The organism is Candidatus Uhrbacteria bacterium (assembly GCA_016699205.1).
Classification (GTDB): Bacteria; Patescibacteriota; Patescibacteriia; order 2-12-FULL-60-25; family 2-12-FULL-60-25; genus CAIXDN01.
Genome location: CP064964.1, coordinates 56,040 through 78,814, shown reverse-complemented (window position 1 = coordinate 78,814; position 22,775 = coordinate 56,040). Strand labels below are relative to the sequence as shown.

Here is a 22,775-nt window from a genome sequence, read left to right as displayed (position 1 = left end):
GTTATCTGTCGATAGATAACGGGGGTAGCAGTCAGCTGAAGCGGCGTCCGCCTTCCCGATACGCCTTCTTGCGGGAGCGTCGATACGCCTTGTGGCGATTGAAACCCTGCGAGCTATGAAAGCTGAGTACGACACCCGTCTTGGGATCGAACCTCAGAAAGTACGACTTGTACGGTCCGTGGGCGATGTGAAGCACCTCGACACCGCTCTCGAGCCGTTCCTGTTTGTCACGCAGGATTCGACCGTCCTTTCGCGAGACCGTGAGCAGCTCTCTCTGCATCGACTGCCGCTCGAGCTTGCGCAGCTTCAAGCGTTCATCGTAGTCGAGTGCATCAACCACACGCTCACCGAGGCGCTCCTTGATGCGCCGATCGATGAACTGACCGAGTCCTCCGCGTCCCTTCAGATAGGCACGCGCAAACTGTCCGAGCGCATACGCAGAAACCTTGCTGGGGAACGGATCCGTCTCGGCCTCCGGCGCGGACTTCTTCCGAGCCGAGGACTTGGACTTTTCACCCGACACCTGGAATCGGACTCGCGGCACCGGCTCCGCATCACGGAGAATCTCGTCGAGACGGTCATCCGTAACGACTCCGTCCGAACGGTAGGCAGGGATCTCCCGCACCCCGGTATTCGGGACGTCGTCATAGAACGTCGGCTCCTCCGCCTTCTCAGGCACCGGAACCATCTCCAGCTTCTTCTTGCGATGCAGAAGAAGGAAGATCAGCATCCCCAGCAGTTCCTGCCAGATCGGCAGGCCATCATATCCTCCGTCGATCACCCGCAGCACCGTCTTGGGCGCGCGCTCAGGAATCGGACGAAAGCTCTGGGACGGACGTTCACGGACACTAGCTCTTAGCATGCACACCTCAATATGTGGAAAAGGGCCAGGTCGATTGAACCAGTCCGACGCCACTCACGCAAGCAAAGCGTAGATAGTAGCCGCTCCATGCAGCTTTGTGGCGAGCGGTGTTCTTTCAACCGCTGTTTCAACCACGGCACTCGTTGCCACAAAAATCGTCGATGGTGCCGTAATCGCCAAGAGATCTCTTAAAGGACGAATCCGCATAAATCGCAAAAGCGTCATCACACCTTCCGGCATATCCTCGTGATCGATCGCCTCAAAATCTGGCGCCTCACCCAATGCATCCAATAAACGTAATGAAGCCGCCGCCAAAATAAGCCGACCTCGTTCAGGACTCGGCAAACGTTCTGTCGATACCCATAAGTCCGCAGCCTCCTCCAACAATTCATAGATCGATACATCCGCTACACCCGGACGCGTCAAACTCTCGACGAGATGCATTAATGGACCAAGGACAGCCATCGCGCCCAAATCATCGCGCATTCCGGGGCGCGGCGTTACGGCTCTTGCTACAGCCAACTTATCAAAAGATTGTCCGATCGCGACCATAACATCCGCTTGCGACAATGGTTCAAGATGCCCCAAATGCTTCGCGCCCATTTTTCGCATTCCCCTCGCAACCGCCACCAACTTTCCATGTTCCCGCCCATACATAACAACACGCGTATCTTGCTCTCGATACGGTTCACTCTTCAAAACAAAAACGCGATCACGCAGGTAAGCCATCCAAGTAATGCTGCAAAATAGCAGCCGCCGCCAAATCATCGCGCTTCCCCTTTGCGCCCAGCTCTTTCACCTGATCAGCCGCGATCTTTGAAGTCAGCGTCTCATCTGACTCAACCGTCTTAATACCCGACTGTGCAAGAACGTCGATAAACTCACGGATACGTTTAGCCTGATCCGTCTCCCGCTCTCGATCTCCAAGCGGTCTTGGAATTCCGACAACAAAAAGCTCCGCTTGTTCAACACGAGCTAAATCGACCAATCTCGCCACAACATCCTCATCGCTCTCATTGGCGATAATTCTCCAAGGACTCGCCACGCGCGTCTCGCTATCGCCAAGCGCAACGCCCACACGAGCCTCTCCGTAATCGACACCAAGAATTCTCATACCTCCATGTTGAACAATTTGATACAGACGGTCAATCAAGTAGAATCCGCCCATGGCCGCCGCTCCCGTTCCTACATTCAAACTCGAGCGCCAATTCATGGCGAAGGGGTTTCAAATTCTCGCTGGCGTCGATGAAGCCGGCTGTGGCTGTTGGGCCGGCCCTGTCTACGCCGCTGCCGTCATTCTTCCACTCGATTCCCGCATCGGCCTCATCCGAGACTCAAAACGCCTCAGCCTCGAACAGCGCGAGCGTGTGATCATCGACATCAAAAATAAAGCGACGGCCTGGGCAGTCGGCACAGCTTCCCATCAAGAAATCGACGAACTCAATATCCGCCAAGCCGCTTTTTTGGCGATGCGCCGCGCTCTAGAGTCGCTCTCCATTCACCCCCAAGCCGTCCTTTCCGACGGCTTCACGATTCCCGGACTTTCTATTCCTTGCCAACGCGTTATTGGTGGCGATCGACTCGTAAAATCCATCGCAGCCGCCTCGATCATTGCCAAGGTTGAACGAGACCTGGAAATGGAGCGCCTCGACCAAAAACATCCCGGATACGGCTTCCGTGATCATAAAGGCTACGGAACAAAACAGCATCAAGTTGCCTTAAAGAAACTTGGCGCATCCCCCATTCACCGAATGAGTTATAAACCGCTCAAAAACTTGGCATAATATATTGACAAAATCCCATTTTATGTTAGGTTCTAGCTGCTCATTCACAAGGAGGTAAACGTGACCGTACGCAGCCGTGCTCCAGCCCCTGTCCCAATATCGACAACAAAAAAAAGCGGGGCAACAACCCGCCTCCACCGGATCGAGCGCCTGCTCATCACCACGTTTTCCGGACATGTTTCCATAAAGGTCACCGATCAAGTCATTCAAGACGTCCGTCGAGAAGTGCCGATCGATATGCCGGAAGAATCTCGCCCCTCGATCTGGGTCGTCGATGCCTTGCAAGTGACCAGCTTCGACGGGCAAGGAATCCGTAACCCCGGCAGCGATTTGCTTGGAATCATCCGCGACCGCATCGCTCCGCATGTGATTCTGTTACGCGTCGAGAGCACGACCAACACCGAGTCCAGCGGACAAGCAGCCGTCATCCTATTCGCTCGAGGCATTTGCTTCGGCAACGGTGTGAAGCTGCACATTCTCGGCTCGGAAGCAGAGGTTCAGCCTTACGTGGAAAATCTACGCAAGGAAGGAGTGCTTCTCCGATGAGCGAACCTGAGAACCCCCGTTCTCCACGCCGATCTGCTTCGGCACAGAACTTCAAGGCGATCACATCAGCCGCTCCTAATCCTCGAGGCACCCAGCAAACCAAACTCCGTGCAGACGGCAAGTCCGTCATAACCGTCTTCAAAGGAAGACTCGAGGACAAGCTTGTGGCAGCTGCTGGCGCCGCCACGGCCGGTATCCTGCAGGGCTCCGATCTTATGTGGGTCCTCGACTTCCTTCATGTCCCGAGCTTCGAGGGCAGCCCCCACGGCGCCTTTGGCAAACAGCTTGAATCATTCCGGAATGCGGGCGGTAGGCGTCTCATCGCCGCCATCCCGGAATCGATGACGAACTTCCGCATTCTACGCTCTGGCCTGGTCACTCTTTGCCTTCGTAGTCCCCGCATCGACATCTATCACGCTTCCAATAACGATGAACTCAATAAGCTCATCGTGGAACAGCTCATACGCTGACATCCTGACGCACCTAGTCTCCTCGACTGGGTGCGTTTTGTTTTAGACAACAAAAAAATTTCGCTTGTGGCGAAATTTTTTCTTGGTGACCCGTGGGGGATTCGAACCCCCATTCCTACCGTGAGAGGGTAGTGTCCTAGCCCTTAGACGAACGGGCCTTATAACTATTTTCTTTGCCAGACAGCGCCCTGGCGAACCAATAGCTGTTCAGCGCGCATCGGATCAGCCATCAATTCCTTGATAACCCGCTCCATGCGAACGCCTTTGGTTTTTTGCGTCCCTTCAGAAGCTTTTGCCAAGATGACATCTCCAGGCTTGATCCAGTCTTGAAGATAGAGGCCGGCTTCCGGCGTATCTTCTATAACTTTTACCGCCTCTGGTTTCATGCCATTTGCCAAGGCTCCTTCAGCCATTGCGTGCGCAAAGATACCACAAACAACCAAAAGATCAAGCCCTAAACGTGCTGCTTCCGCACCAACCATGCGATGCATTGCCTGAGCCGTATCCCCTAGTTCCCGCATCTCTCCAAGACAAGCAGCTTTCCGCTGCCCTGGCGTTAACTGCAAAGCAGCCAAATCTCTCAAAGAAGACAACGTCGATGAAGGCGATGCGTTATAAGAATCATCAAATAGCGTCGTCCGCTTAATACCTTCAATAATCCTTGTTCTGCCTGGCATAGGAGTAAAGGCCAAAGCCATAGCCGTAACCTGCTCCTCAGGAATATCCATCGCCTGACCCACGGCTACACCGGCAGCAACGGCATAGGCAATTGACCGACCATAAACTCCAGGAATGAACAATTCATATGTTCGTTGATAGCACTCGAGCGAGATCTCCAAGCCTATCGGTTTGCGGCCTTCTGAAGTCTCTTCCATACGTACAGACGTCTTTGCAAGCCGCACATCCGATCCATCAGCCTCACCAAAAGTAAGCACATGTTCATGGGTGAGATGACGCATCCCAAACACGCGAGCGTCATCAGCGTTCAAAACGGCAATACCCCCTGTTCGTAAGTTACGTACGAGTTGAGACTTTTCCTCAATAAGCGCATCTACACTAGGATAATTCTCTGCGTGCACCGGCGTCGCGCCTGAATCCTCTGAAGCAATAGCTGTCACAACTGCCACATCCGGTTGAGCGATCGAGGTGAGATACGTGATGTCGCCAGGTTTATCCGCTCCCATCTCCAAAACAAGCATGCGCAAACCCGATCGCCAAAAACCGATGCGTGACGCAAATGCTGTGGCCAATAAAGAAGCCCAAGCAAATGGATTTCTCCCAGGTGCGGGCTTACCAAAAACCGTCAGCGGCAAACCCAATTCGTTATTATAATTCTTGGAGGTAACACGGACTCTCTGCTCAGGAAGATCAGATCGGAGCACGGCAGCAATAGCCTGCTTCGCCGTCGATTTCCCAATCGACCCCGTCACAGCAACAACAAACAACCGCTCTCGACGGATCACGGCCTTAGCCGCCTTCCCGAGATATCGTTCAAACATTTGTTGTATCGCCATAGAATTCCATAAGACCACTTGAGCAAATAATGCGCAAGATTAGCGGACAGTAGATGTTGCGGTAGTACTACTACTCGCCGTAACCGACGGAAGTGGCGCCTGGGGTTTTGCCGTAATCGGTCGTTCAGGCGGAACCTGTAATGTCGATAAAATAAACTTAGCCATATCACCAAAAACCGGTGCCGCTGATGATTCTGCAAATGAAACCGTTCTTGGTTTCACAACGGTAACCAGCATAACAAATCGCGGATGATCCGATGGCGCGTATCCAACAAAAGAGCCGATCGTCGCATCCGGCAAATAACCCGGGCCATTAGGATTTGGGACCTGAGCTGTTCCCGTTTTTCCGGCAACGTAATACCCCGGCACAGCCGCCAATTTTCCATGTCCCGACTCAACCACCGTCACCATCATTCCGGAAACCAAACGTGAAGTACGCTTACTAATCACCTCTCGCACGACACGGGGCTCGGTAACGACGCGTTGGCCATCAGGATGCACAACTTCCTTCACAAGAAACGGCTAATCGTCTGGACACCATGCGCCAACTTGTCGGAATTACGGACCGTAAAGTCATCGATCTTCTCTTCACCCGGATCAACGTATGTTGTGTTCGGTCCAATCTTCCCCTCCTCGATACCTGCCGCCATGGTCAATGGCTTAAAAATCGATCCCGGCTCAATTTGATCAAAAGTCGCCGAATTATTGAGAACAGAAATAGAATCGATCTTCCCGTAATTAGCCGGATCAAAATCTGGAGCAGAGCACATCGCCCAAACAGCGCCCGTCTCTGGATCCATAACCACAATCGAGGCGGAATCAGCTTGAAACTCCGCAACAGCCCCCGCGGCCTTACGACAGGCCTCATATTGCATCGCTCGATCCAGAGTCAAAACAAGATCAGAACCATCTCGTGCATGCTGTAATTCCGTTGTTCCAATCGACATACGCCGTCCGGCCGCATCCTTTTCAATCAACAAAGTCCCATAAGTACCTGCTAATTCGTCATTAAATGAACCTTCCAAACCGTATCGACCCACGCGATGATTATCATCATCCATACCAACGAAGCCAAAAACTTGCCCTCCCAACCCCTGCTCAGGATAAAAACGCGTCGGGCCCTTGCTTATACCAATGCCCGGATAACGATTCCCTCGAATCGTCTCCGCATGCTCCATCGGTACGTCTTTCGACAAAACTTGAAAAGAGCTCGTGGCGTAGAGCATCTGAAACAAAATCTGCTCAGCCGGAAGTTCCAACATCGGGGCCAAGGCGACAGCCGTAGACGTCGCATCCTTGATTTCGCGTCTGACAGAATACACCTGCCAAGTCTCGCGATCCTTGGCGACGGGATGAAGGCTCCCATCAAATCGATCACGCAGGTAAATCGTCCCGCGCTTTGGAACAAGCTGCGCTTGAACCTCATGTTGATCCGACGCCAAAAGCTTATAAGCCGAGTATTCCAAAATCTGTAGCTGAAACAGCCTAACAACGACACTTCCGAGAGCAAGCATCAAAATCCCTCCGATCACCCAAAGACGCCGTCCCGGGGACGGGTCGCGCTTCTCCGTAGGTCGATATCGATACTTGGCCGACACCGACAAAGTATATCAACCTTGTGGCTTTCTCTTCCAATACTGTCGATCCTGCAAGCGTTCCGGCAAATACGACTGATCCACAGGACCGTCAAAATCAGGATTATACTTATAACCCTTTCCATAGCCCAAGTTTTTCATCAATTTTGTCGGCGCATTCCGTATATGAAGCGGCACCGGCTCATTTGGCAGATTCCGAATATCATCAGCAACTTCGTGATAAGCCGTGTAAAGCGCATTCGACTTTGGAGCCTCCGATAAATAAACAACGCATTGCGCCAAAATCACATTGCACTCCGGCATGCCGATCGCATGGCTCGCCTGATACGCCGTTATCGCCTGCACCAGTGCCTGCGGATCAGCCATCCCGATATCCTCCGATGCAAATCGAACCAATCTACGAGCAACGTAGAGCGGATCTTCCCCCGCCTCCAACATTCGACCCAACCAATACAAAGCCGCCCCGGGATCCGAGCCGCGCATCGACTTATGCAGTGCCGAGATGATGTTGTAATGCTCTTCCCCATTCTTATCGTAAAGCAAATGACTCCGCTGTAACGCATCCTCTATCGTAACAAGCGTAACGACAGACTTCTTTCCTTTTTCCGCCTTGGACGATTTCGCCGCAAGCTCAAGAGCATTCAGAGCATGTCGCGCATCTCCATCAGCCATTCCGGATAAAGCCTCTACAACACCTTCCGCAACATCAACCTTATTTCCTAACCCACGCTCATCAACAAGAGCTGCCTTCAAAATCGTTTCAATGTCAGAAGCTTCCAATTTATTCAAAACAAAAACACGCGTACGCGAGAGCAAGGCGGAGATCACCTCAAAGCTCGGATTTTCCGTCGTCGCTCCGATCAGCGTCACCGTTCGATTTTCAACATACGGCAAAAGCGAATCCTGCTGCGCTTTATTAAAACGATGGATTTCATCAATAAACAAAATCGTTTTCTGATTACGATACTTCCAATTCGCCTCGGCCTCCCGCATCGCTTGCCGAATATCATTCACACCGCTCATCACGGCAGAAAGCTCAATAAAAACAGATTTCGTCTTGCTGGCGATTAATTTAGCTAATGTCGTCTTGCCACTTCCTGGCGGGCCCCAAAAAATCATTGAAGGAACCTCGTCAGCATCAATCAACCGACGCAAAGGCTTATCAGGTCCGACAATATGCACTTGCCCGGCAAGCTCCTCAATCGTTCTCGGACGCATCCGATCCGCCATCGGCTGAATGCCGGAACGGCGCTTTTCTGCTGCAAAATCAAACAAATCAGCCATACCTTGTTAGATTAGAACAAAAAACGAACAAGGTAAATAGCTACTTCTCCGGATAATTCTCCCAAAGGATATGGGCTGGCTCTTCCAAATAATCGATCAATTCCCGTCCTTCCTTTGAAGCTCCGACCAATCGCTCAAGTGCCTCATACGCTTCCACCGTAACCGATGTCCTATTTTTCTCTTCTTCCAATTTTGATTTTAAAGATGCCGCCGTCCGATCAGAATCACGCAGTGCTGCAACGATCGACAATCGATCCTTCACATTTTTTACTTCTTTTCCTTTCTCCGCCGCATAACGCTTTGCCGCATAACCAAACATAGAATCCTCATTTCGATTCCAATCCGGGAAACCATTCCACGCTGCCGCATCAGCCGATCGTGCGATGATATTGATAAACGCATCATCCGCCATCAAACCAATATCCTCTCCTTGTCGGAAGCGCTCCAAAAACACCATACGCTTGCGTCGCAAAACATTCTCAATATCGTGAGCAATTTCCGCACGCTTCTCTTCATCACGAGTATCCGGATCAAAAACCATCCGCACTCCTGCAGACACGGCAACGAGTTTTGGATGCGATTCAAAAAGATTTAACGCTTTAAAGAGATAGTCCGGATCATCAACAATACAATCCGCTCCTAGAAATACTACAACCCCATTCCTTCCTACCCGATCAAATCGCACCGCAGCTTCGGCAAGTCCTCGATTACACGCCTCACCAACCGTCCCACTGGCCAGTAACGGAACATCGATCGCAAAAACGCTTATCGATTCCTTGATCTCGCGGCATGCATCCAATACCTCGGCAGGAAATCGCATATGCGCACCAAACCCATCACGATTCCGCCAAAGCGGAAGATCCAGTACAAGTTGGTTTGCTAGCTGTGCCGCCTTCCAAATTTTCGTTCCATCATCCGGACCATTATTCACAACACACAGCACCTCAACCATCCCCTCGCTCAAGCCTCTCTGCCTCGCGATCGACATGAGCAAATTCACGACGCGATGCACGGGTTCTCGATGAACTGGAACGACAACGACAATACGGCAACGCTTATCCATAGGCGTATCGATAAGCGATACGCCCTGCAATCGTTCACGTACAAAAGAAGAGGCCTTGGGATCCAACACGCGCGTATTCTAGCACGACACGTCACCCTCTCACGATCAGATAACCAACATACGCAACATACAGCAGCAAATAACCGACACCTTGCCATCGATCAATCTTGTGTTTTCTTCCAATAAACATGCTGGCAAATAGCAAGAATGTAGCGGCGCTCGCGATCGCGCCATCAAAAAGTAAACCTTGGTTAATTGGCAAAGGTCGAACCAATCCTCCGACCCCCAAAATAAGAAAAATATTAAAAATATTTGAACCAACGATATTTCCAACGGCGATATCATCCTTTTTCTTGCGCGCTGCCTGCACCGATGTCGCCAGTTCCGGCAAAGAAGTACCCGCTGCGATAATCGTAAGACCTATCAGGGTCTGACTTACCCCAAACCATGTCGCGACAGTAACGGCTCCATCAACGGTAAACTTCCCTCCAATCACGAGTCCAGCGAGACCACCGATAATCCATATGACTGTCTTCCAGATCGGCATATGCTCGGCAGAAGGTAACCCATCCGCCTCATCCTTTGGCGCATGTCTCGCCATGCCATACACATACGTTAAAAAAATAACAAAGAAACCCAAAAGAATTGCCGCGTCCGATCGAGAAATTAAATGATCCGAACCACCATCTAACCGAAACGCGTTTACCATGAACCCAAGGACAAGGACAGCTAGCAGCGCAAAAGGAATTTCACGCCAAATAGTCGATTTGGTAACGCGCAGTGGATAAATAATTGCAGCAACGCCTAAGATAGCCAGTATATTAAAGATATTCGATCCAATCACGTTAGCAACGGAAATATCAACATTGCCCTGTATCGCCGAGACGACACTCACGACAAGCTCCGGTGCCGATGTTCCAAACGCCACAATCGTCAAACCAATCGCCAGATCAGAGATTCTCAAACGCTTGGCGAGTGAAGACGCTCCCTCAACCAGCCAATCAGAGGCAAAGGTAAGCAACCCTAGCCCGAACACAATCGACAACAATGCGAAAGCAATAGTCATAATCGTAAAGAGGATACGCGATTCCTCAGAAATTTTCCATCTGCTATTCTGCCTACATGCCCAAACGCCTCTCCCTCGTCTCTTGGAACGTCAACGGAATCCGCGCCGCAGAACGCAAAGGCTTTCTCGACTGGTTTCACAAATCCAAATACGACATCGTCTGTCTCCAGGAGACAAAAGCCGAGGTCGGCCAACTCTCTCCAAAACTCGTACATCCTGATGGATACGAGTCCTACTGGAACAGCGCCATCAAAAAAGGCTACAGCGGCACCGCGATCTATACGAAAGTCTCGCCAATTTTTGCCGAGACCACTTTTGGCGATCCATTCTTGGACGGCGAGGGCCGCATCGTTCATTTGGAATTTGAGAAATTCCATCTCTTCAATGTCTACTTCCCCAATGGCGGCGCCCGTCCCGAGCGCTTGGAATTCAAGCTCGAATTCTACAAGCGCTTTCTCCCATTAATCGAATCCTATCGCAAAAGAAACCCGTCATCGTTACTGGCGATGTAAACACGGCACATACGGAAATCGACCTCGCTCGACCAAAAGAAAACGTTAACACAAGCGGCTTCATGCAAATTGAACGCGATTGGGTCGAGAAACTCATCAAAACCGGCTACATCGACACCTTCCGCCTGTTTGAAAAAGAAGGCGGACACTATTCTTGGTGGGACCAGAAAACCAATAGCCGTGCCCGCAATGTCGGCTGGAGAATCGACTACTTTTTTGTCAGTGATGAATTAAAAAAGAACGTCAAAAAAGCCTGGATCGCCGCCGACACCCTCGGATCAGATCACTGCCCTGTCGGCCTCGAGCTTTCGATCTAGCCAAAAAATACTTGATAAAAATGCGCGTAGAGCTTAGCGATCTGCTCGACGGCTTCTTCTCGTGTAATCTTTCCTTCATACAGCGCTTGCAACGCCTCCCAAAAAATCGTACGTCCGATCGCAAAGCCGCAAACGCCATCGACATTTTTACCAGCGATCAGCCATCGTTCCACGTGATCGACTTCTTCGGCGCGTCCAAGCACAACAACCCCGACATGCGCCCGTCCATCAGAACGTGCCGTCTTCGCGACTAAATCATAATCCTCCGCTAACTCCATTCCCTCGATTTTCCATATCGCCGGCTCCACTCCCGCCACATGAAATTGCCGAATCATCTCAACCGTCAGCCTCGGACGCACGGTGCGATCAAATCGATCTTGTCCATAACGCGCGAGCTCATCTTCCGTGGGCGTTACAAGCGGCTCCACCAAAAAACCAACGCGATTCATGAGACACCAATCGCTTAACATGCGCAGCCGAGAAAGCTGGCGCTGATTCAACTCCCCATCGCCATCCGCGCGATAACGGACAAGCGCCTTAGCATAAGCGGGACGCAGTTTATCGATATGATCACCAAACTCATCCCCGTACTGAAACAGAAATTCCTCTTGTCCGCTTTGTTCCGTCGTAAGAATTCTCGTCACACCTCGCATCTGCGCATCAACATGGAGTTCCATTCCATAATCCTCATCAACAAGCATCGCCGCGTCCTCACGCGGTACGCCAAGTTCAATCGCACGCAGCAAACCATCATAAATCACGCGCTTGTAATCGCGGATCACGTCATCTTGCTTGGTGAGATTCTTTTTGAAAAACGCGCGATGATCAAACGCGAGTATCGCCAACCGCGGAAGGAACGGATTGCGCATGTCAACATCATATCAAAAAGACGAGCCCCGGTCTCCATCACAGAAACCGGGGCGTAGTTCATTCAGCGGATGTACTCATGAAAGAGCTGGTCGAGCTTGGCGAGCCCCGTGAGGATCGTAAGCTGGCTGAGCGCGCCATCTGTGTTGTGCGGCGAGAGTTCGTAGGAGCCGTCCTGTTCCGGACGCGCCGTTCCGTCGAGTCCGAGCGTTCCTCCAAACCCGGAGTCAAAGTACGGCGTTCCGCGCAAGAGACAGAACTTCGTCCGATTGAACAGATCGTTACGAGACTCCAACCCGGAACCCCATAGTCGTGCCGCAGCTTTCCGCATAGCCAATGTGATCGCGTCTCCACCCTCCGCATGCGCGAAAGCATTAGAGAACCAGAGCGCCATGTCCGGAGAAATCTTCGCAGACACAATCCCGCCGTAGAAATCACGCTTCACGGTGGTGACCTGAGCCGTCAAACCCTGTTTCCATTTGGGTGGGTCTGACTCCGTATAGCTCAAATAATCAAGCAGGATCTCCAGTGAGCAAGCGGCCTCATACCCGGGAACGCGGTCGCTCTTGCCGTCAAAATCCAGAGAGGGCAAGGGCATCACGAGCCGGACAGTCCCATCGGGACTCTCGCCGGCATAACGACAGCACCCGCCAAAACCCCAACAATCCATCTCGTCGAGGAACGGCCGAAGGCCAAAGTTCTCCTCGAAATCCTCCAGCATCAAGTGACCGTGCTCGGTATTGAGCCTCTGCTGCCACGCACGAATGTTCTGCGCATCAGCAATGACCGTAACCTGCTCGCCGTCGGTCTCAAAGCGATACCAACACCTGTACCTGGGTGCCGAAAGAACATTCGTCATGTGACCTCCAAAAAGGACTGACGCTATCTAAACGGATCTCTTCACTTTTGCCTAGAGCGTGTTCTTGTACTCCTCGTAACCACCAACCATGCTCTTCACGTTGGTATATCCCATGGCATCGAGCTTCTCCATTGCGATAGCACTACGTCGGCCACGAGCACAGTACAAAATGACTTCTCGCTGTTTGTTTGGCAAAACTTCCGTAATCTTGGCTTCCAGCTGCTCCATCGGAATATGAATAGAACCCTCGATAAAGCCACCTTCCAACTCCTCAGCATCCCGAACATCCACAATCGCCGGAGCGATCATCCCCTCAATACGCGTCTTCACTTCCTCGGCTGTAATCAAAGCTTTCATAGTTGTTTCATCAGAAGGTAGCGCTTCCTCTCTTTTTCATCAAATTTCTCGATGGCATACCGGAGCATTGTCCTCGGCATGACCGGAGCGTTCTCATCAAGAAAACGCATCAAAGCCACTTCATTTCTCTTGCCAGCTTCTCGCAGCATCCAGCCCGCCGCCTTATGCATCAAATCATGCTTATGCGGTAAAAACATCTCGGCTATCTCAAACGTATCTTGCAACTGCCCTTTTCTGATAAAAGCAAAGGTCGACACCATCGCCACACGTTCCGTCCAAAGATGCTTCGACTTTGCCATCTTACGCAAAATCTTCCGATCTTTATCCATCAAATATTCTCCAACAATATGATATGCCGATGAATCAACCAAATCCCAATTATTCACCCATTTCAAATGATCAAGAAAAAACTCGTAAATCTTTTTCTTGGTTGCTTCATCTCCTTTCTTGAACTGCTCCACCAAAATATAAAGCGCACACCAGCGTACTTCATGTCGCTTGTCTTTCAACAAACCCTCAACTTCTTTCAAAGAAATCGTTCTGTAATTCTTCGCAATGGATCGCAAATGTGGAATCGTCACGCCGATAAAAACATCACCTTCACCGTACTCGCCTTTTCCTGTCCGAAAAAACCGCGGGAAAAAAGCGGCCTTCTCTTTATTCCGATGTTTCAACAACTCCTTAACCAAAGGATGTTCCATAATGCTCTTATATTAGCACAATTATTGACATATATCATTATATCTCGTAACCTGCGCAAGCTCATTTGAGCGGAGGTTTCCGTGAAGATCAAGCAGCCGTTCAATCTCACGCGTGTCACTCGTACCGTGTACACCCTCTACTGGGACGAGGTCATGGCTATTCAGGACGAGCTCTGGAAGTCACGACCGCACGCCAAGTTCATGAAGGCATACGAGCGCTCGCAGATCGAGATGCACATTCCGTTCTTGGAGCGCTGGCGCGAGTGGAGCGGAGTCGGCGTGCGCAAGCGCGCCTTCCCTTTTGCCTACCCGACAGCAGGCGGTACGGAAGCCCTCGACATCATCATGCGCGGCTACGACAGCGTTCACGTCTTCAAGGGCGATTACGAAGGCTATCGGCAGCTCGCCGATGCCGGACGCCGAGGACTGGTCGAGCATGAGCGCCGCAAGGAAGCTCCGATCCATCAGTCGCCCGGAGAAAAGGACGTCTTCATCGTCTCCTATCCTTCTGCGATCGACGGCGAGCACTGGAGCGACCTCGAGACGTGGCTCGAGAACATGCGCGCCGCCTTCCCGACGACCGCCGTGATCCTCGACCTCGCCTACCTCGGCTGCACCAAGACGCCAACGCGGCTCGAGCTCAACCGCCACTCCAACGTGGAAGCCGTGGTCTTCAGCTTCTCCAAGCCGTTTGGTCTCGCGTTTCATCGCGTCGGCGGAATCTTCTGTCGTCACATGAACGAGCGTCTCGAGTACGCACGCTACTTCAAGAACGTACCCGGCATCTTGCTCGGTCACAGCCTCATGGGCGCCTACGAACCGACCAAAATCCCCCAGCGCTACGCCGCTCTTCAGGAACTCGCACTCGCAGAAGCTAAGCGTGTCGGTGAAGCACCGGAGCAAGCCACTTGCTCGGATGTCATCCTGCTCGCACGCGCAGCAACTGGCTCCAAAGAGTTCGAGCGCACACGCGGCCAGTACCGTTTCTGCCTCACCAAGGCGATGGATCTTATCCACCACGGTCAAATCCTCGCCAACCAGCCCTAACGACAACGCCCCGGTCCAACGTCTTTGGACCGGGGCGAATCTGTTTCAGGGAAAGAACTCTTGATGAATGGCACGGATCGCCAATTCATAGTCTGCTGCAGCAACGCCGACGATGATGTTGAGCTCGCTCGAGCCCTGATTGATCATCTTGATGTTGATGGACTGTTTGGCAAGCGCTCCCGTGAGCCGCGCGGCAACGCCAGGCGTACGCCACATGCCGTGACCGACCGTCGCGATGAGTGCGAGACCATGCTCGATCTCCACCTCATCCGTGCGGCACACATCCTTGATCTCCGCGATGATCAGCTCCTCGCGGTTCAACACGCTCGTCGTCGGCACGATCACAGAAAGCGCATCGATACCGCCGGGCATATGCTCGATACTGATCCCCTCATCCGCAAGGACGGTAAGAAGCTTGCGCGCAAACCCGATCTCTTCATTCATGAGCGTCTTCCGCACATGAATCGTGCTAAAGCCCTTGAGACCAGCAATGCCGACGACCACCGGATGATATCCCCGATGCGACTCGTGCATCACGCGCGTTCCTGCAGACTCCGGATTGAGCGAGTTACGGATGTGAATCGTCGTCCCCGCGATCTTGGCGGGGATCACCGCCTCCTCATGGAACACGCTCGCCCCCATGTAGGAGAGTTCACGCAGCTCGCGATACGTCACCTTGTCGATCGGCCGGGCATCCGGAACGATGCGCGGATCGGCGCTCATCATCCCGTCGACATCCGTCCAATTCTCGTAGAGAACTGAGCTTGTCGCACGCGCAATGATCGCTCCCGTGAGATCCGATCCTCCGCGGCTGAACGTCTTGATGTCGCCCTCAGGAATGGCTCCGTAGAATCCGGGGATCACGGCACGCGGATACTTGGCGAGCTCCTCCGCAGCGATACGCTGCGTGAACTCTGGCGAGAACTGTCCCTGCGACGTGAACCGCACAATGTCCTTAGCGTCGATGAACGGCCAGTCGAGATACATCGCGAGCAAACGCGCCATCAAGTACTCGCCGCGGCTCGCGATGAAATCCACCGACACGCCAGTCGTATGCACGACGTCCCGCAAATCTTTCACGAGCTTGTGGAAGCCTTCCCACTGATTGAGATCCCGCGCAATCCACTCGAGCGGCCGCAATGCCGCATCAAGCGCTTCGCGGGAATCGAGACCGAGACGCTTGTTCTCGTGAACGGCGTAGAGCAAGTCCGTGACCTTGCGGTCGCTCGACGTCTTACGACCCGGCGCTGACACAACCACATATCGCCTCCGCGGATCGCTCTTGATGATCTCGGCCGCCTTGGCCACACGCGGGCCATCCGCAAGCGATGAACCTCCAAACTTACACGTATACACCATCTCTTCCGTCATCTTCTTCTCCTACAATGAACGCCGCCTGAATGTACGCGATCACGCATAAAACGCAAGACCCGGTCCCGACAGATTGTCGGAACCGGGTTGCAGATCAGTGTTGGACGGCGATGGGCTGCTGCATGCCCAGCTCGCACTCGACACAGGCGATGAGCGTCATCACGGAGATCCGGTTCTCCGGCATGGCAACATGGCCGAGCGTCTTACGCGCCCGCACCGGAGAGCCGTTGTGCGCATGCGCCTTGGCCACCGAGGCGACGATCATGTCGCGCATCTCGGCATCCGTCGCGAGTCCGCGCGCCTTGGCCACGGCGGCAGCATCTCCGTACGTGATCCGCAGACACATCTCGTCGAACAAGAGAAACGGTGGAGCAGACAGCCGCTGAAACCCCACGACCCGCCTGCTGGAACGCGCCAGCATCTTCACGCGATGCGAGCTCGTGAGCACGGGTCGATCGGGCTCCGATCGCCACCCCGTCCCGATCTTGAAGCGGAGCTCGTCGATGTGCGACGCGATCTCGCGCTGATCAGGAAACTCCTTATCCGGCACGACAGCCTTTAGACTGTTCATGTCGCTCTCCTCGCCATGAGCAGCGCAAAGCTCACTCCACAGCAGGTAGCGCGGCCACGGCTGGCTGATGGTTGGAATGTGCGAGCGAACCACCTCGGGTTCACCGTGGATCAGGACCCGGAGAATGACCGTCAGAGCCGATTCTCGGCTTCCCGTATCCTCGAGCTTGTCCAGCTCGTGGAATGCATCTTGGATGAGCGGATCCAAATATCTCGCTAACTGTTTCAACGTAGCCTCCTTTCACTGCAAATGCAGTGACGGAGATCATACAGGAATAATGGCCTCTGTCAATCATCACTGGGCTGTGGCATTATCTGAGAAATTATGACCGACCTCTTGCGATCCGCACTCCTCTCACTCCATAAAACTCTTATCGATCAGGCAAAACAAAGCTACGAATCAACGCATGGTCCTATTGTTGGTCCGGCCGCCTTATTCCGCCTTGTTGTTGAAGAACCTTCTTTCCAGTGGTTCCGTCCCCTTTCAGAAACCATTGTCGCGATCGATGAAGCCCTAGAAAACAACCCTCCGGCAACCCATGAAGCCATTGTCGCCATGGTAAAACTCCGCCTCTTTCCCGATACAGCCACGGATTTCTCACGTTCGCTAGAAATAGCTGCCTCAAAATCCAACATCATAAAGATGGATTACAACGCTACGAGAGAACTCATGACGTAAAAAAGAGACCAGCCATAGCGGCTGGTCTCTTTTCAACTAGGCTTGCGGAGCTTCCTCGGAAGGAGCCTCGGTGGACTCGGCTTCCTCGGACATTCCTTCCTCCGGCTTCTTCTCTTCCTCCATCGGCTCGGCCGGCGGATTCATCGTGTCGTCGAAATTCATCATAGACGTTTACGATTAGTGAATTAGAAATACGAGATTAACAACATATGACAGATGTAGCAAGGGCAAAACCGGCGATGTACACTCTGTCCATGCAAATTCCTCAGCGACGCTCGCAAATCAACCGCATTCGCGACGCAGAAAGCCTAAGCCGCGAGCTCACGCCTGAGAGCTTAGAGCGTCTCAAACGGACGTTAAATACGCTTGAGAAAGTTGAACGTCCAAGAATCGTTGTCGATCTGAGCCACGCACTCACGCTGGGAGATTTTTCGGAAAATGCAGAATACCAAGATGCCAAACACCGTCTCTCGCGTATCGATGGCAGGATTTTTGGACTAAAAGAGCGCATCAAGCAAGCCATCCTGATTCCGACAGGTTCGGATAATGGAAAAATCCGTATGGGATCAACGGTCACGATCAAGATGAATGGTAAAATCCGCGAGTACAGGATCCTCGGACCGCAAGAAGCAAATCCGCTGCGAGGCAATATCTCTCATCAATCCCCGCTTGGAGCGGCTCTGATCGGCCACCAAGCCGGAGAAACCGTTGAATACAAAAATCCTGACGGACAAATCTCTTATGTGGAAATTCAAAGCGTCGACTAATATGTACATCCTCTTTGCCGTAATCATCGCGATAACCGGTTTTATTGCTTGGGACATCTATGAGACGCGCCGCTTGATCGCTATCGGCCTCAAACTTGCCGACAATGCGGTTCCATTTTCACGGAACGCTTCCTCGCCAAAAATTCTTGTTATCGGCGATAGCACTGCCGTCGGCACCGGCGCTTCATCGAGCTCAGCCTCTCTCGCCGGACTTCTCGGCTCATTCTATCCATCCGCGTCAATAGAAAACCGCGGTATCAACGGATCAAAAACCAAAGACCTGCTCATCCGCAACGATTTGCGCGGGGATCAATACGATCTCATCATGATCCATATCGGCGGCAACGACACCGTCCGATTCACAAATCTTGACGAACTAACAAAAGACATCGCGCTTGTTATTGACGAAGCCAAAAAACATTCCAAAAATATCGTGATCGTCTCGACGGGAAATGTCGGCACCGCACGTCTCTTGCCGCTTGGAACTCGCTGGATGTTTACGGTCCGTACAAAACAAGTACGTGATCTCTTTCAAGAGACTGCGGCAGAAAAGAATGTGACGTATGTCGATCTCTACCGCGAACCAGCCATCGACCCATTTGCCAAAGATCCATCCAAATATTACGCCGCCGACTCATTCCATCCGAGCGACAACGGCTACGCCGACTGGTTCTCCCTCATCGCAAAACATCTCCCGCCCCTATCGAGCTAATCGGGATAATAGGATAAAGTAAATGGGATGAAACACACCCGCCCCACGGTCACCAATCTCATCATTGCCGGTGCAACCGTCTCCGGATTTGTTGTATTTGGACTTCTGACTCAAGCGCCAGAAATCCTCAAGCCAAGCGCTGAACTAGCTGTCCCCTATATCTCACAAGTCCCCGATGACCAATGGGTCGCTCCTTGGGACGAAGCTTGCGAAGAAGCCACGATCTCCATGATCGACGCCTTCTATCGCGGCGAGCTCATCGTCGATAAAGATAAGATGAAAGCAAACATGCTAGACATGTTTGCTTGGGAAGACGAGGCCTTCAACAAAAACCACGATACGGACGCCGCCCAAACCGTCCAGCTCATCGCTAAAAAATCCGGATTCACAGGAACTGTAAAACGCAATCCGCTGCTCGAGGATATCAAGCGTGAACTTGCCGCCTCTCGCCCAGTCATCGCGCATGTAAACATGTACAAGCTCTACCAAGAAAAAGATCTCGGCGATTCCTATCACGTCTTCGTCATCACCGGCTATGACGATCTCACCGGAGAATTCATCGTCAACGATCCAGCCCGTCCAAAAGATCGATACAAATACGCCGTCCTCATGAACGCCCTACACGACTTCAATCCAAAAACCAGAGAAGCCGATGCAGCACCAACGGTTATTTTTACGAGAAAGCGATAAAACAAAACTCCCGCCGATCGGCGGGAGTTTTGAAATCTTACTCGTCGTTCAAAGCATCGATAATCGCGTCGAGCTTGTCATTGATATCCTTGAGCTGAGCAGCGATATTGCCTTCACCAGGAGCCGAGTAGGTCGGACGTTCGGAACGCATCGGGCGCTCACGGTCTCCGCCAAAACTTGGTCGGTCGGAAGGACCTTCCTTCTTAAAGCAGTTGCTGCACAAAACCGGCTTGCGTCCATTTGGTTTAAACGGAACTTCGCAATTCGTGCCACAAGTGGCACAGGTAGCAGGAAACATCGGCTTCCAATCGCCGCCACGGTCTCCTCCACGATCGCCACCGCGACCGCCCTTATAGCCTCCGCGGTCGCTGCCGCCAAAGCGCTTCTTCTTGAAATCGTTGTACATAATTGGCCAACGATACTCTTTTTTATAATAAAGTCAATACTAGACCCGAGATGGAAATCAAAATCCCGCCATATGGCGGGATTTTGTATGGCTCCGAGGGTGGGATTCGAACCCACGACCAATGGATTAACAGTCCACTGCTCTACCGCTGAGCTACCTCGGAATAGGTGTATTCAGCGGTCGTGATAATACCAACCGATGGCAAACCATGCAAGACCAGCCAAATACTTGTCAAAATGACCGGAATCTGTTATATTAGAGCCCTTTTTAGCCTATGGACCACGGAAACGTCATCCTCCGCTTCGGAAACGTAAGCTTTGCCTACGATGAAGACCATCCAATCTTGGACGAGGTCAACTTTTCCGTCCGCGAAAACGCCAAAATCACCCTGATGGGTCAAAACGGCGCCGGTAAGAGCTCGATCTTTAAATTGCTCACCGGAGTTTATAAACCACAAGAAGGCGAAGTCCATATTCAGAAGGGCGCCAAAGTCGCCATCGGCTTACAAGTCATGGCTCGCGAGCACATGGAGAAAACCGTGCAAGACTATTTTGCACAAGCCTTTGAAGAACGTCCTTACAACCTCGATAAACTCATCAAGGACGTTTTGGAAACCGTAAACCTTGAGACGCCTCTCGATAAAAAAATCCGCGACTTCTCCGGCGGCCAGCAGGCCCGTCTTTTGCTCGCTTATGCTTTGATCCAGGAACCGGATATTCTTTTACTCGACGAGCCAACCAACAACCTCGACAAAGAAGGTATCGAGCACCTCACTGGTTTCTTGATGATGTATCCAAAAACGGTTTTGGTTATTTCTCACGATGCCGATTTCTTGAATGCCTTTACGGAAGGCGTGCTCCACCTCGATGTCTACACCCACAAAGTCGAGCAATATGTCGGCAACTATTTTAACGTGGTCGAGGAAATTGCCGCTCGCGTAGAACGAGACCGCATGCAGAACGCCCGCATGTTGAAAGAGATCCAAGATCGTAAAGACAAGATCAACTTCTTTGCCAACAAGGGAGGTAAGATGCGTAAGCTCGCCAGTAAGCTTCGCGATCAGGTTGAAGATGCAGAAGAAAACATGGTCGATGTAAAACGCGATGACTGCACCATCCGCGATTTCAAAATCCCCGCTCAAGAATACAATGAGCCGGTTATCACTTTTAAGTCGATCCAAATCATCCGCAAAGGTCATGCGGAACGTGTTGAAGTCGATCTTTCTTTACGCAAAAAGCGCCGCCTCTTGATTAGCGGACCAAACGGTATCGGTAAGACCACCTTGCTTCGCGCGATCGCAGAAGGAACGGACGAGGGCATCAAAATTGGTGAGGGTGTAAAGGTCGGCTACTATCGCCAAGATTTTTCCGGTCTCGATTTTGACCAAACCGCCTATCAATCGCTCGAGTCAGTCATGGAAATGCCTGACAATGAAAAACTGCGCGCTGTTGCCGCCGAGTTTTTGCTCACTTCCGATTTGCTTAAAAATAAAGTCGGTTCTCTTTCCGAAGGTCAGAAAGGTCTCTTGTGTTTTGCTCGATTCGTCCTGCAAGAGCCAGGCCTCCTCATCCTCGATGAGCCAACCAACCACATCAATTTCCGCCACCTGCCTGTCATCGCGGAAGCTGTTGAAAATTATCAGGGTACATTGATTATGGTCAGCCACGCTCCGGATTTCTTGGCCAAAATCAACTTCAACGAAACCTTGGATTTGGCAAAATTCATCTAAGATTGACAAGCCGGCTATTTCCCTCAAGATGCCTGCTGCGGAGGTTGCTAATGGACTTGGCACGTCTTGCACAGCCCATGGTTTGGCAGGAATTCCGTAGAACCGGCTTCTTGCGGATTCCCGACGTCATCGACCCGGAAAAGGTCTCCGCCATTCGCGACGAGGCCTACCGTGTCTTTCACGATATCGGAGCGATCAACCCGCGAGCCTATCGCGGCAGAGAGCGTTCCGGCTTCACGCCCACCGGCATCGAGGGCGTCGCCGGCAACCGCGCCGACTACGGCCGGCAATTCTGGGACGTCCACCTCGATCGCGAATCCGATCGGAAAACCTGTCTCCACTCGGAGAAACTCGTCCGCAAGATGCAGGCCATGACGCACGAGCTATCTCTCGTCATGGCCGACGTATTCTTCTGGATGGAAAACGGCTTGGGACCGCAAGGTCGCGGACTCTACACCGCCATGCTGAAAGGCTCGCATGGTCTACGAGCCACGCACTACCCGGCCGCACTCGCTCCGCCAGACGACATTCTTTTCCCCGCCCATCGGGATTTCTCGCTCGTCACCGTCTTCGTTGGCGGCGCAGAGCCCGGGCTTCAGATCGACCAGGCAGGCTCTTGGGCTGAGCTCGTGAATCCTGCCGGAGACATCGTCCTCATCGCCGGCGGCATGCTGCGCTACTGGACTGGTGGACCCAAGGACCCCAATCGCGTCGGCGGCCTGCGTCACCGCGTGATGTATCGATCTGGCGAGCGGCTCTCCTTCTCGTTCTTCACGGAACCAGAACCGAGCACCATTCTCCCCTTCTCCGACGGCAACACCGCCGGCGAATACATCAGCCGCTTCATCGCCGCCACTCGTACTGCGCGATAATTCAGAAGCCCCCGTCCAAGCTGACGGAGCGCTCTTCAGTTCAGGCGCCAGAGACCCTCATCCCAACCTCTTCTTCCCGTCCCCTCGTCTTCCGGAGGATCGATACTCGAGAGCTCTACGATTCTTAAGAATCAG

At 52.4% G+C, this 22,775-nt stretch carries 26 protein-coding genes, 2 tRNA genes and 1 pseudogene; 11 read left to right on the top strand and 18 right to left on the bottom strand.

Annotated features, from left to right (window positions below):
• Nucleotides 1–31: 31 nt before the first annotated feature.
• Genes IPH19_00450 through ruvX form a run of 3 tightly spaced genes read right to left on the bottom strand, consistent with a single transcriptional unit; the run spans nt 32 to nt 1,976 of the window.
• Nucleotides 32–862: a hypothetical protein gene (locus IPH19_00450; GenBank protein QQR60928.1), complete on the bottom strand. Its 831-nt coding sequence runs from the start codon at nt 860–862 to the stop codon at nt 32–34.
• Between the two features lie 54 nt (nt 863–916).
• Nucleotides 917–1,591 (bottom strand): recombination protein O N-terminal domain-containing protein, encoded by a 675-nt coding sequence (locus IPH19_00445; protein ID QQR60927.1) that lies wholly within the window; start codon nt 1,589–1,591, stop codon nt 917–919.
• On the bottom strand, nt 1,575–1,976 hold the full coding sequence (ruvX, locus tag IPH19_00440) for a Holliday junction resolvase RuvX (protein ID QQR60926.1): 402 nt from the start codon (nt 1,974–1,976) through the stop codon (nt 1,575–1,577). Before ruvX ends, IPH19_00445 begins: the two co-directional genes overlap by 17 nt.
• Before the next feature lie 97 nt (nt 1,977–2,073).
• On the opposite strand from ruvX, the gene IPH19_00435 reads away from it, so the two are divergent.
• From IPH19_00435 to IPH19_00425, 3 genes are read left to right on the top strand one after another with little or no spacing between them, the layout of a single operon-like run.
• The gene (locus IPH19_00435; protein ID QQR61348.1) at nt 2,074–2,646 is read left to right on the top strand and encodes a ribonuclease HII; all 573 of its coding nucleotides are present in this window, start codon (nt 2,074–2,076) and stop codon (nt 2,644–2,646) included.
• A gap of 60 nt (nt 2,647–2,706) precedes the next feature.
• Nucleotides 2,707–3,192: a hypothetical protein gene (locus IPH19_00430; GenBank protein ID QQR60925.1), complete on the top strand. Its 486-nt coding sequence runs from the start codon at nt 2,707–2,709 to the stop codon at nt 3,190–3,192.
• Nucleotides 3,189–3,662, top strand: a complete 474-nt coding sequence (locus tag IPH19_00425; GenBank protein ID QQR60924.1) for a hypothetical protein — start codon at nt 3,189–3,191, stop codon at nt 3,660–3,662. The genes IPH19_00430 and IPH19_00425 overlap by 4 nt, the downstream gene beginning before the upstream one ends.
• A gap of 83 nt (nt 3,663–3,745) precedes the next feature.
• On the opposite strand, the gene IPH19_00420 is transcribed toward IPH19_00425, so the two are convergent.
• The 7 genes from IPH19_00420 to IPH19_00390 form a co-directional block, all read right to left on the bottom strand.
• A tRNA-Glu gene (locus IPH19_00420) sits at nt 3,746–3,820 on the bottom strand.
• Nucleotides 3,821–3,826: 6 nt separating this feature from the next.
• On the bottom strand, nt 3,827–5,176 hold the full coding sequence (locus IPH19_00415; protein ID QQR60923.1) for a UDP-N-acetylmuramoyl-tripeptide--D-alanyl-D-alanine ligase: 1,350 nt from the start codon (nt 5,174–5,176) through the stop codon (nt 3,827–3,829).
• Between the two features lie 39 nt (nt 5,177–5,215).
• Nucleotides 5,216–5,689, bottom strand: coding sequence for a hypothetical protein (locus tag IPH19_00410; protein QQR60922.1), 474 nt, complete (start codon nt 5,687–5,689; stop codon nt 5,216–5,218).
• Nucleotides 5,686–6,780 carry a hypothetical protein gene (locus IPH19_00405; protein QQR60921.1) on the bottom strand — a complete coding sequence of 365 codons (1,095 nt, stop codon included), beginning with the start codon at nt 6,778–6,780 and terminating at the stop codon, nt 5,686–5,688. The genes IPH19_00410 and IPH19_00405 overlap by 4 nt, the downstream gene beginning before the upstream one ends.
• 6 nt (nt 6,781–6,786) lie before the next feature.
• Complete coding sequence (locus IPH19_00400; protein QQR60920.1) at nt 6,787–8,055, bottom strand: replication-associated recombination protein A; 1,269 nt, start codon at nt 8,053–8,055, stop codon at nt 6,787–6,789.
• Between the two features lie 40 nt (nt 8,056–8,095).
• Complete coding sequence (locus IPH19_00395; GenBank protein QQR60919.1) at nt 8,096–9,187, bottom strand: glycosyltransferase family 2 protein; 1,092 nt, start codon at nt 9,185–9,187, stop codon at nt 8,096–8,098.
• Nucleotides 9,188–9,209: 22 nt separating this feature from the next.
• Nucleotides 9,210–10,184, bottom strand: a complete 975-nt coding sequence (locus IPH19_00390; protein ID QQR60918.1) for a calcium/sodium antiporter — start codon at nt 10,182–10,184, stop codon at nt 9,210–9,212.
• A 56-nt stretch (nt 10,185–10,240) separates the two neighbouring features.
• On the opposite strand from IPH19_00390, the pseudogene xth reads away from it, so the two are divergent.
• Nucleotides 10,241–11,013 (top strand): annotated as a pseudogene (gene xth / locus IPH19_00385) (exodeoxyribonuclease III).
• On the opposite strand, the gene IPH19_00380 reads toward xth, so the two are convergent.
• The 4 genes from IPH19_00380 to IPH19_00365 form a co-directional block, all read right to left on the bottom strand.
• Nucleotides 11,010–11,882 carry a DUF2090 domain-containing protein gene (locus IPH19_00380; GenBank protein QQR60917.1) on the bottom strand — a complete coding sequence of 291 codons (873 nt, stop codon included), beginning with the start codon at nt 11,880–11,882 and terminating at the stop codon, nt 11,010–11,012. The pseudogene xth and the gene IPH19_00380 sit on opposite strands and share 4 nt — an antisense overlap.
• 62 nt (nt 11,883–11,944) lie before the next feature.
• Complete coding sequence (locus tag IPH19_00375) at nt 11,945–12,739, bottom strand: hypothetical protein (GenBank protein QQR60916.1); 795 nt, start codon at nt 12,737–12,739, stop codon at nt 11,945–11,947.
• A gap of 51 nt (nt 12,740–12,790) precedes the next feature.
• Nucleotides 12,791–13,096 (bottom strand): hypothetical protein, encoded by a 306-nt coding sequence (locus IPH19_00370; GenBank protein QQR60915.1) that lies wholly within the window; start codon nt 13,094–13,096, stop codon nt 12,791–12,793.
• Nucleotides 13,093–13,797 (bottom strand): DNA alkylation repair protein, encoded by a 705-nt coding sequence (locus IPH19_00365; protein QQR60914.1) that lies wholly within the window; start codon nt 13,795–13,797, stop codon nt 13,093–13,095. The genes IPH19_00370 and IPH19_00365 overlap by 4 nt, the downstream gene beginning before the upstream one ends.
• 81 nt (nt 13,798–13,878) lie before the next feature.
• On the opposite strand from IPH19_00365, the gene IPH19_00360 reads away from it, so the two are divergent.
• Nucleotides 13,879–14,844 (top strand): hypothetical protein, encoded by a 966-nt coding sequence (locus IPH19_00360; GenBank protein QQR60913.1) that lies wholly within the window; start codon nt 13,879–13,881, stop codon nt 14,842–14,844.
• Between the two features lie 45 nt (nt 14,845–14,889).
• Here IPH19_00360 and IPH19_00355 read toward each other — a convergent pair whose 3' ends face one another.
• Both IPH19_00355 and IPH19_00350 read right to left on the bottom strand, forming a co-directional pair.
• The gene (locus IPH19_00355) at nt 14,890–16,215 is read right to left on the bottom strand and encodes an aspartate kinase (GenBank protein ID QQR60912.1); all 1,326 of its coding nucleotides are present in this window, start codon (nt 16,213–16,215) and stop codon (nt 14,890–14,892) included.
• Nucleotides 16,216–16,309: 94 nt separating this feature from the next.
• The gene (locus tag IPH19_00350) at nt 16,310–16,993 is read right to left on the bottom strand and encodes a hypothetical protein (protein QQR60911.1); all 684 of its coding nucleotides are present in this window, start codon (nt 16,991–16,993) and stop codon (nt 16,310–16,312) included.
• A gap of 117 nt (nt 16,994–17,110) precedes the next feature.
• On the opposite strand from IPH19_00350, the gene IPH19_00345 reads away from it, so the two are divergent.
• From IPH19_00345 to IPH19_00330, 4 genes are all read left to right on the top strand, one after another.
• On the top strand, nt 17,111–17,464 hold the full coding sequence (locus tag IPH19_00345) for a hypothetical protein (protein QQR60910.1): 354 nt from the start codon (nt 17,111–17,113) through the stop codon (nt 17,462–17,464).
• Nucleotides 17,465–17,718: 254 nt separating this feature from the next.
• Nucleotides 17,719–18,231: a transcription elongation factor GreA gene (locus IPH19_00340; GenBank protein QQR60909.1), complete on the top strand. Its 513-nt coding sequence runs from the start codon at nt 17,719–17,721 to the stop codon at nt 18,229–18,231.
• A 1-nt stretch (nt 18,232) separates the two neighbouring features.
• Nucleotides 18,233–18,943, top strand: coding sequence for an SGNH/GDSL hydrolase family protein (locus IPH19_00335; GenBank protein QQR60908.1), 711 nt, complete (start codon nt 18,233–18,235; stop codon nt 18,941–18,943).
• Between the two features lie 27 nt (nt 18,944–18,970).
• Complete coding sequence (locus IPH19_00330; protein QQR60907.1) at nt 18,971–19,633, top strand: C39 family peptidase; 663 nt, start codon at nt 18,971–18,973, stop codon at nt 19,631–19,633.
• Nucleotides 19,634–19,670: 37 nt separating this feature from the next.
• On the opposite strand, the gene IPH19_00325 is transcribed toward IPH19_00330, so the two are convergent.
• Both IPH19_00325 and IPH19_00320 read right to left on the bottom strand, forming a co-directional pair.
• Nucleotides 19,671–20,039 carry a hypothetical protein gene (locus IPH19_00325; GenBank protein ID QQR60906.1) on the bottom strand — a complete coding sequence of 123 codons (369 nt, stop codon included), beginning with the start codon at nt 20,037–20,039 and terminating at the stop codon, nt 19,671–19,673.
• 88 nt (nt 20,040–20,127) lie between these two features.
• Nucleotides 20,128–20,202, bottom strand: a tRNA-Asn gene (locus tag IPH19_00320).
• Between the two features lie 111 nt (nt 20,203–20,313).
• Between IPH19_00320 and IPH19_00315 the strand changes: the two genes are divergently transcribed.
• Together IPH19_00315 and IPH19_00310 are read left to right on the top strand one after the other, a co-directional pair.
• Nucleotides 20,314–21,768, top strand: a complete 1,455-nt coding sequence (locus tag IPH19_00315; protein ID QQR60905.1) for an ABC-F family ATP-binding cassette domain-containing protein — start codon at nt 20,314–20,316, stop codon at nt 21,766–21,768.
• A 50-nt stretch (nt 21,769–21,818) separates the two neighbouring features.
• Nucleotides 21,819–22,640: an isopenicillin N synthase family oxygenase gene (locus IPH19_00310; protein ID QQR60904.1), complete on the top strand. Its 822-nt coding sequence runs from the start codon at nt 21,819–21,821 to the stop codon at nt 22,638–22,640.
• Nucleotides 22,641–22,775 lie beyond the last annotated feature (135 nt).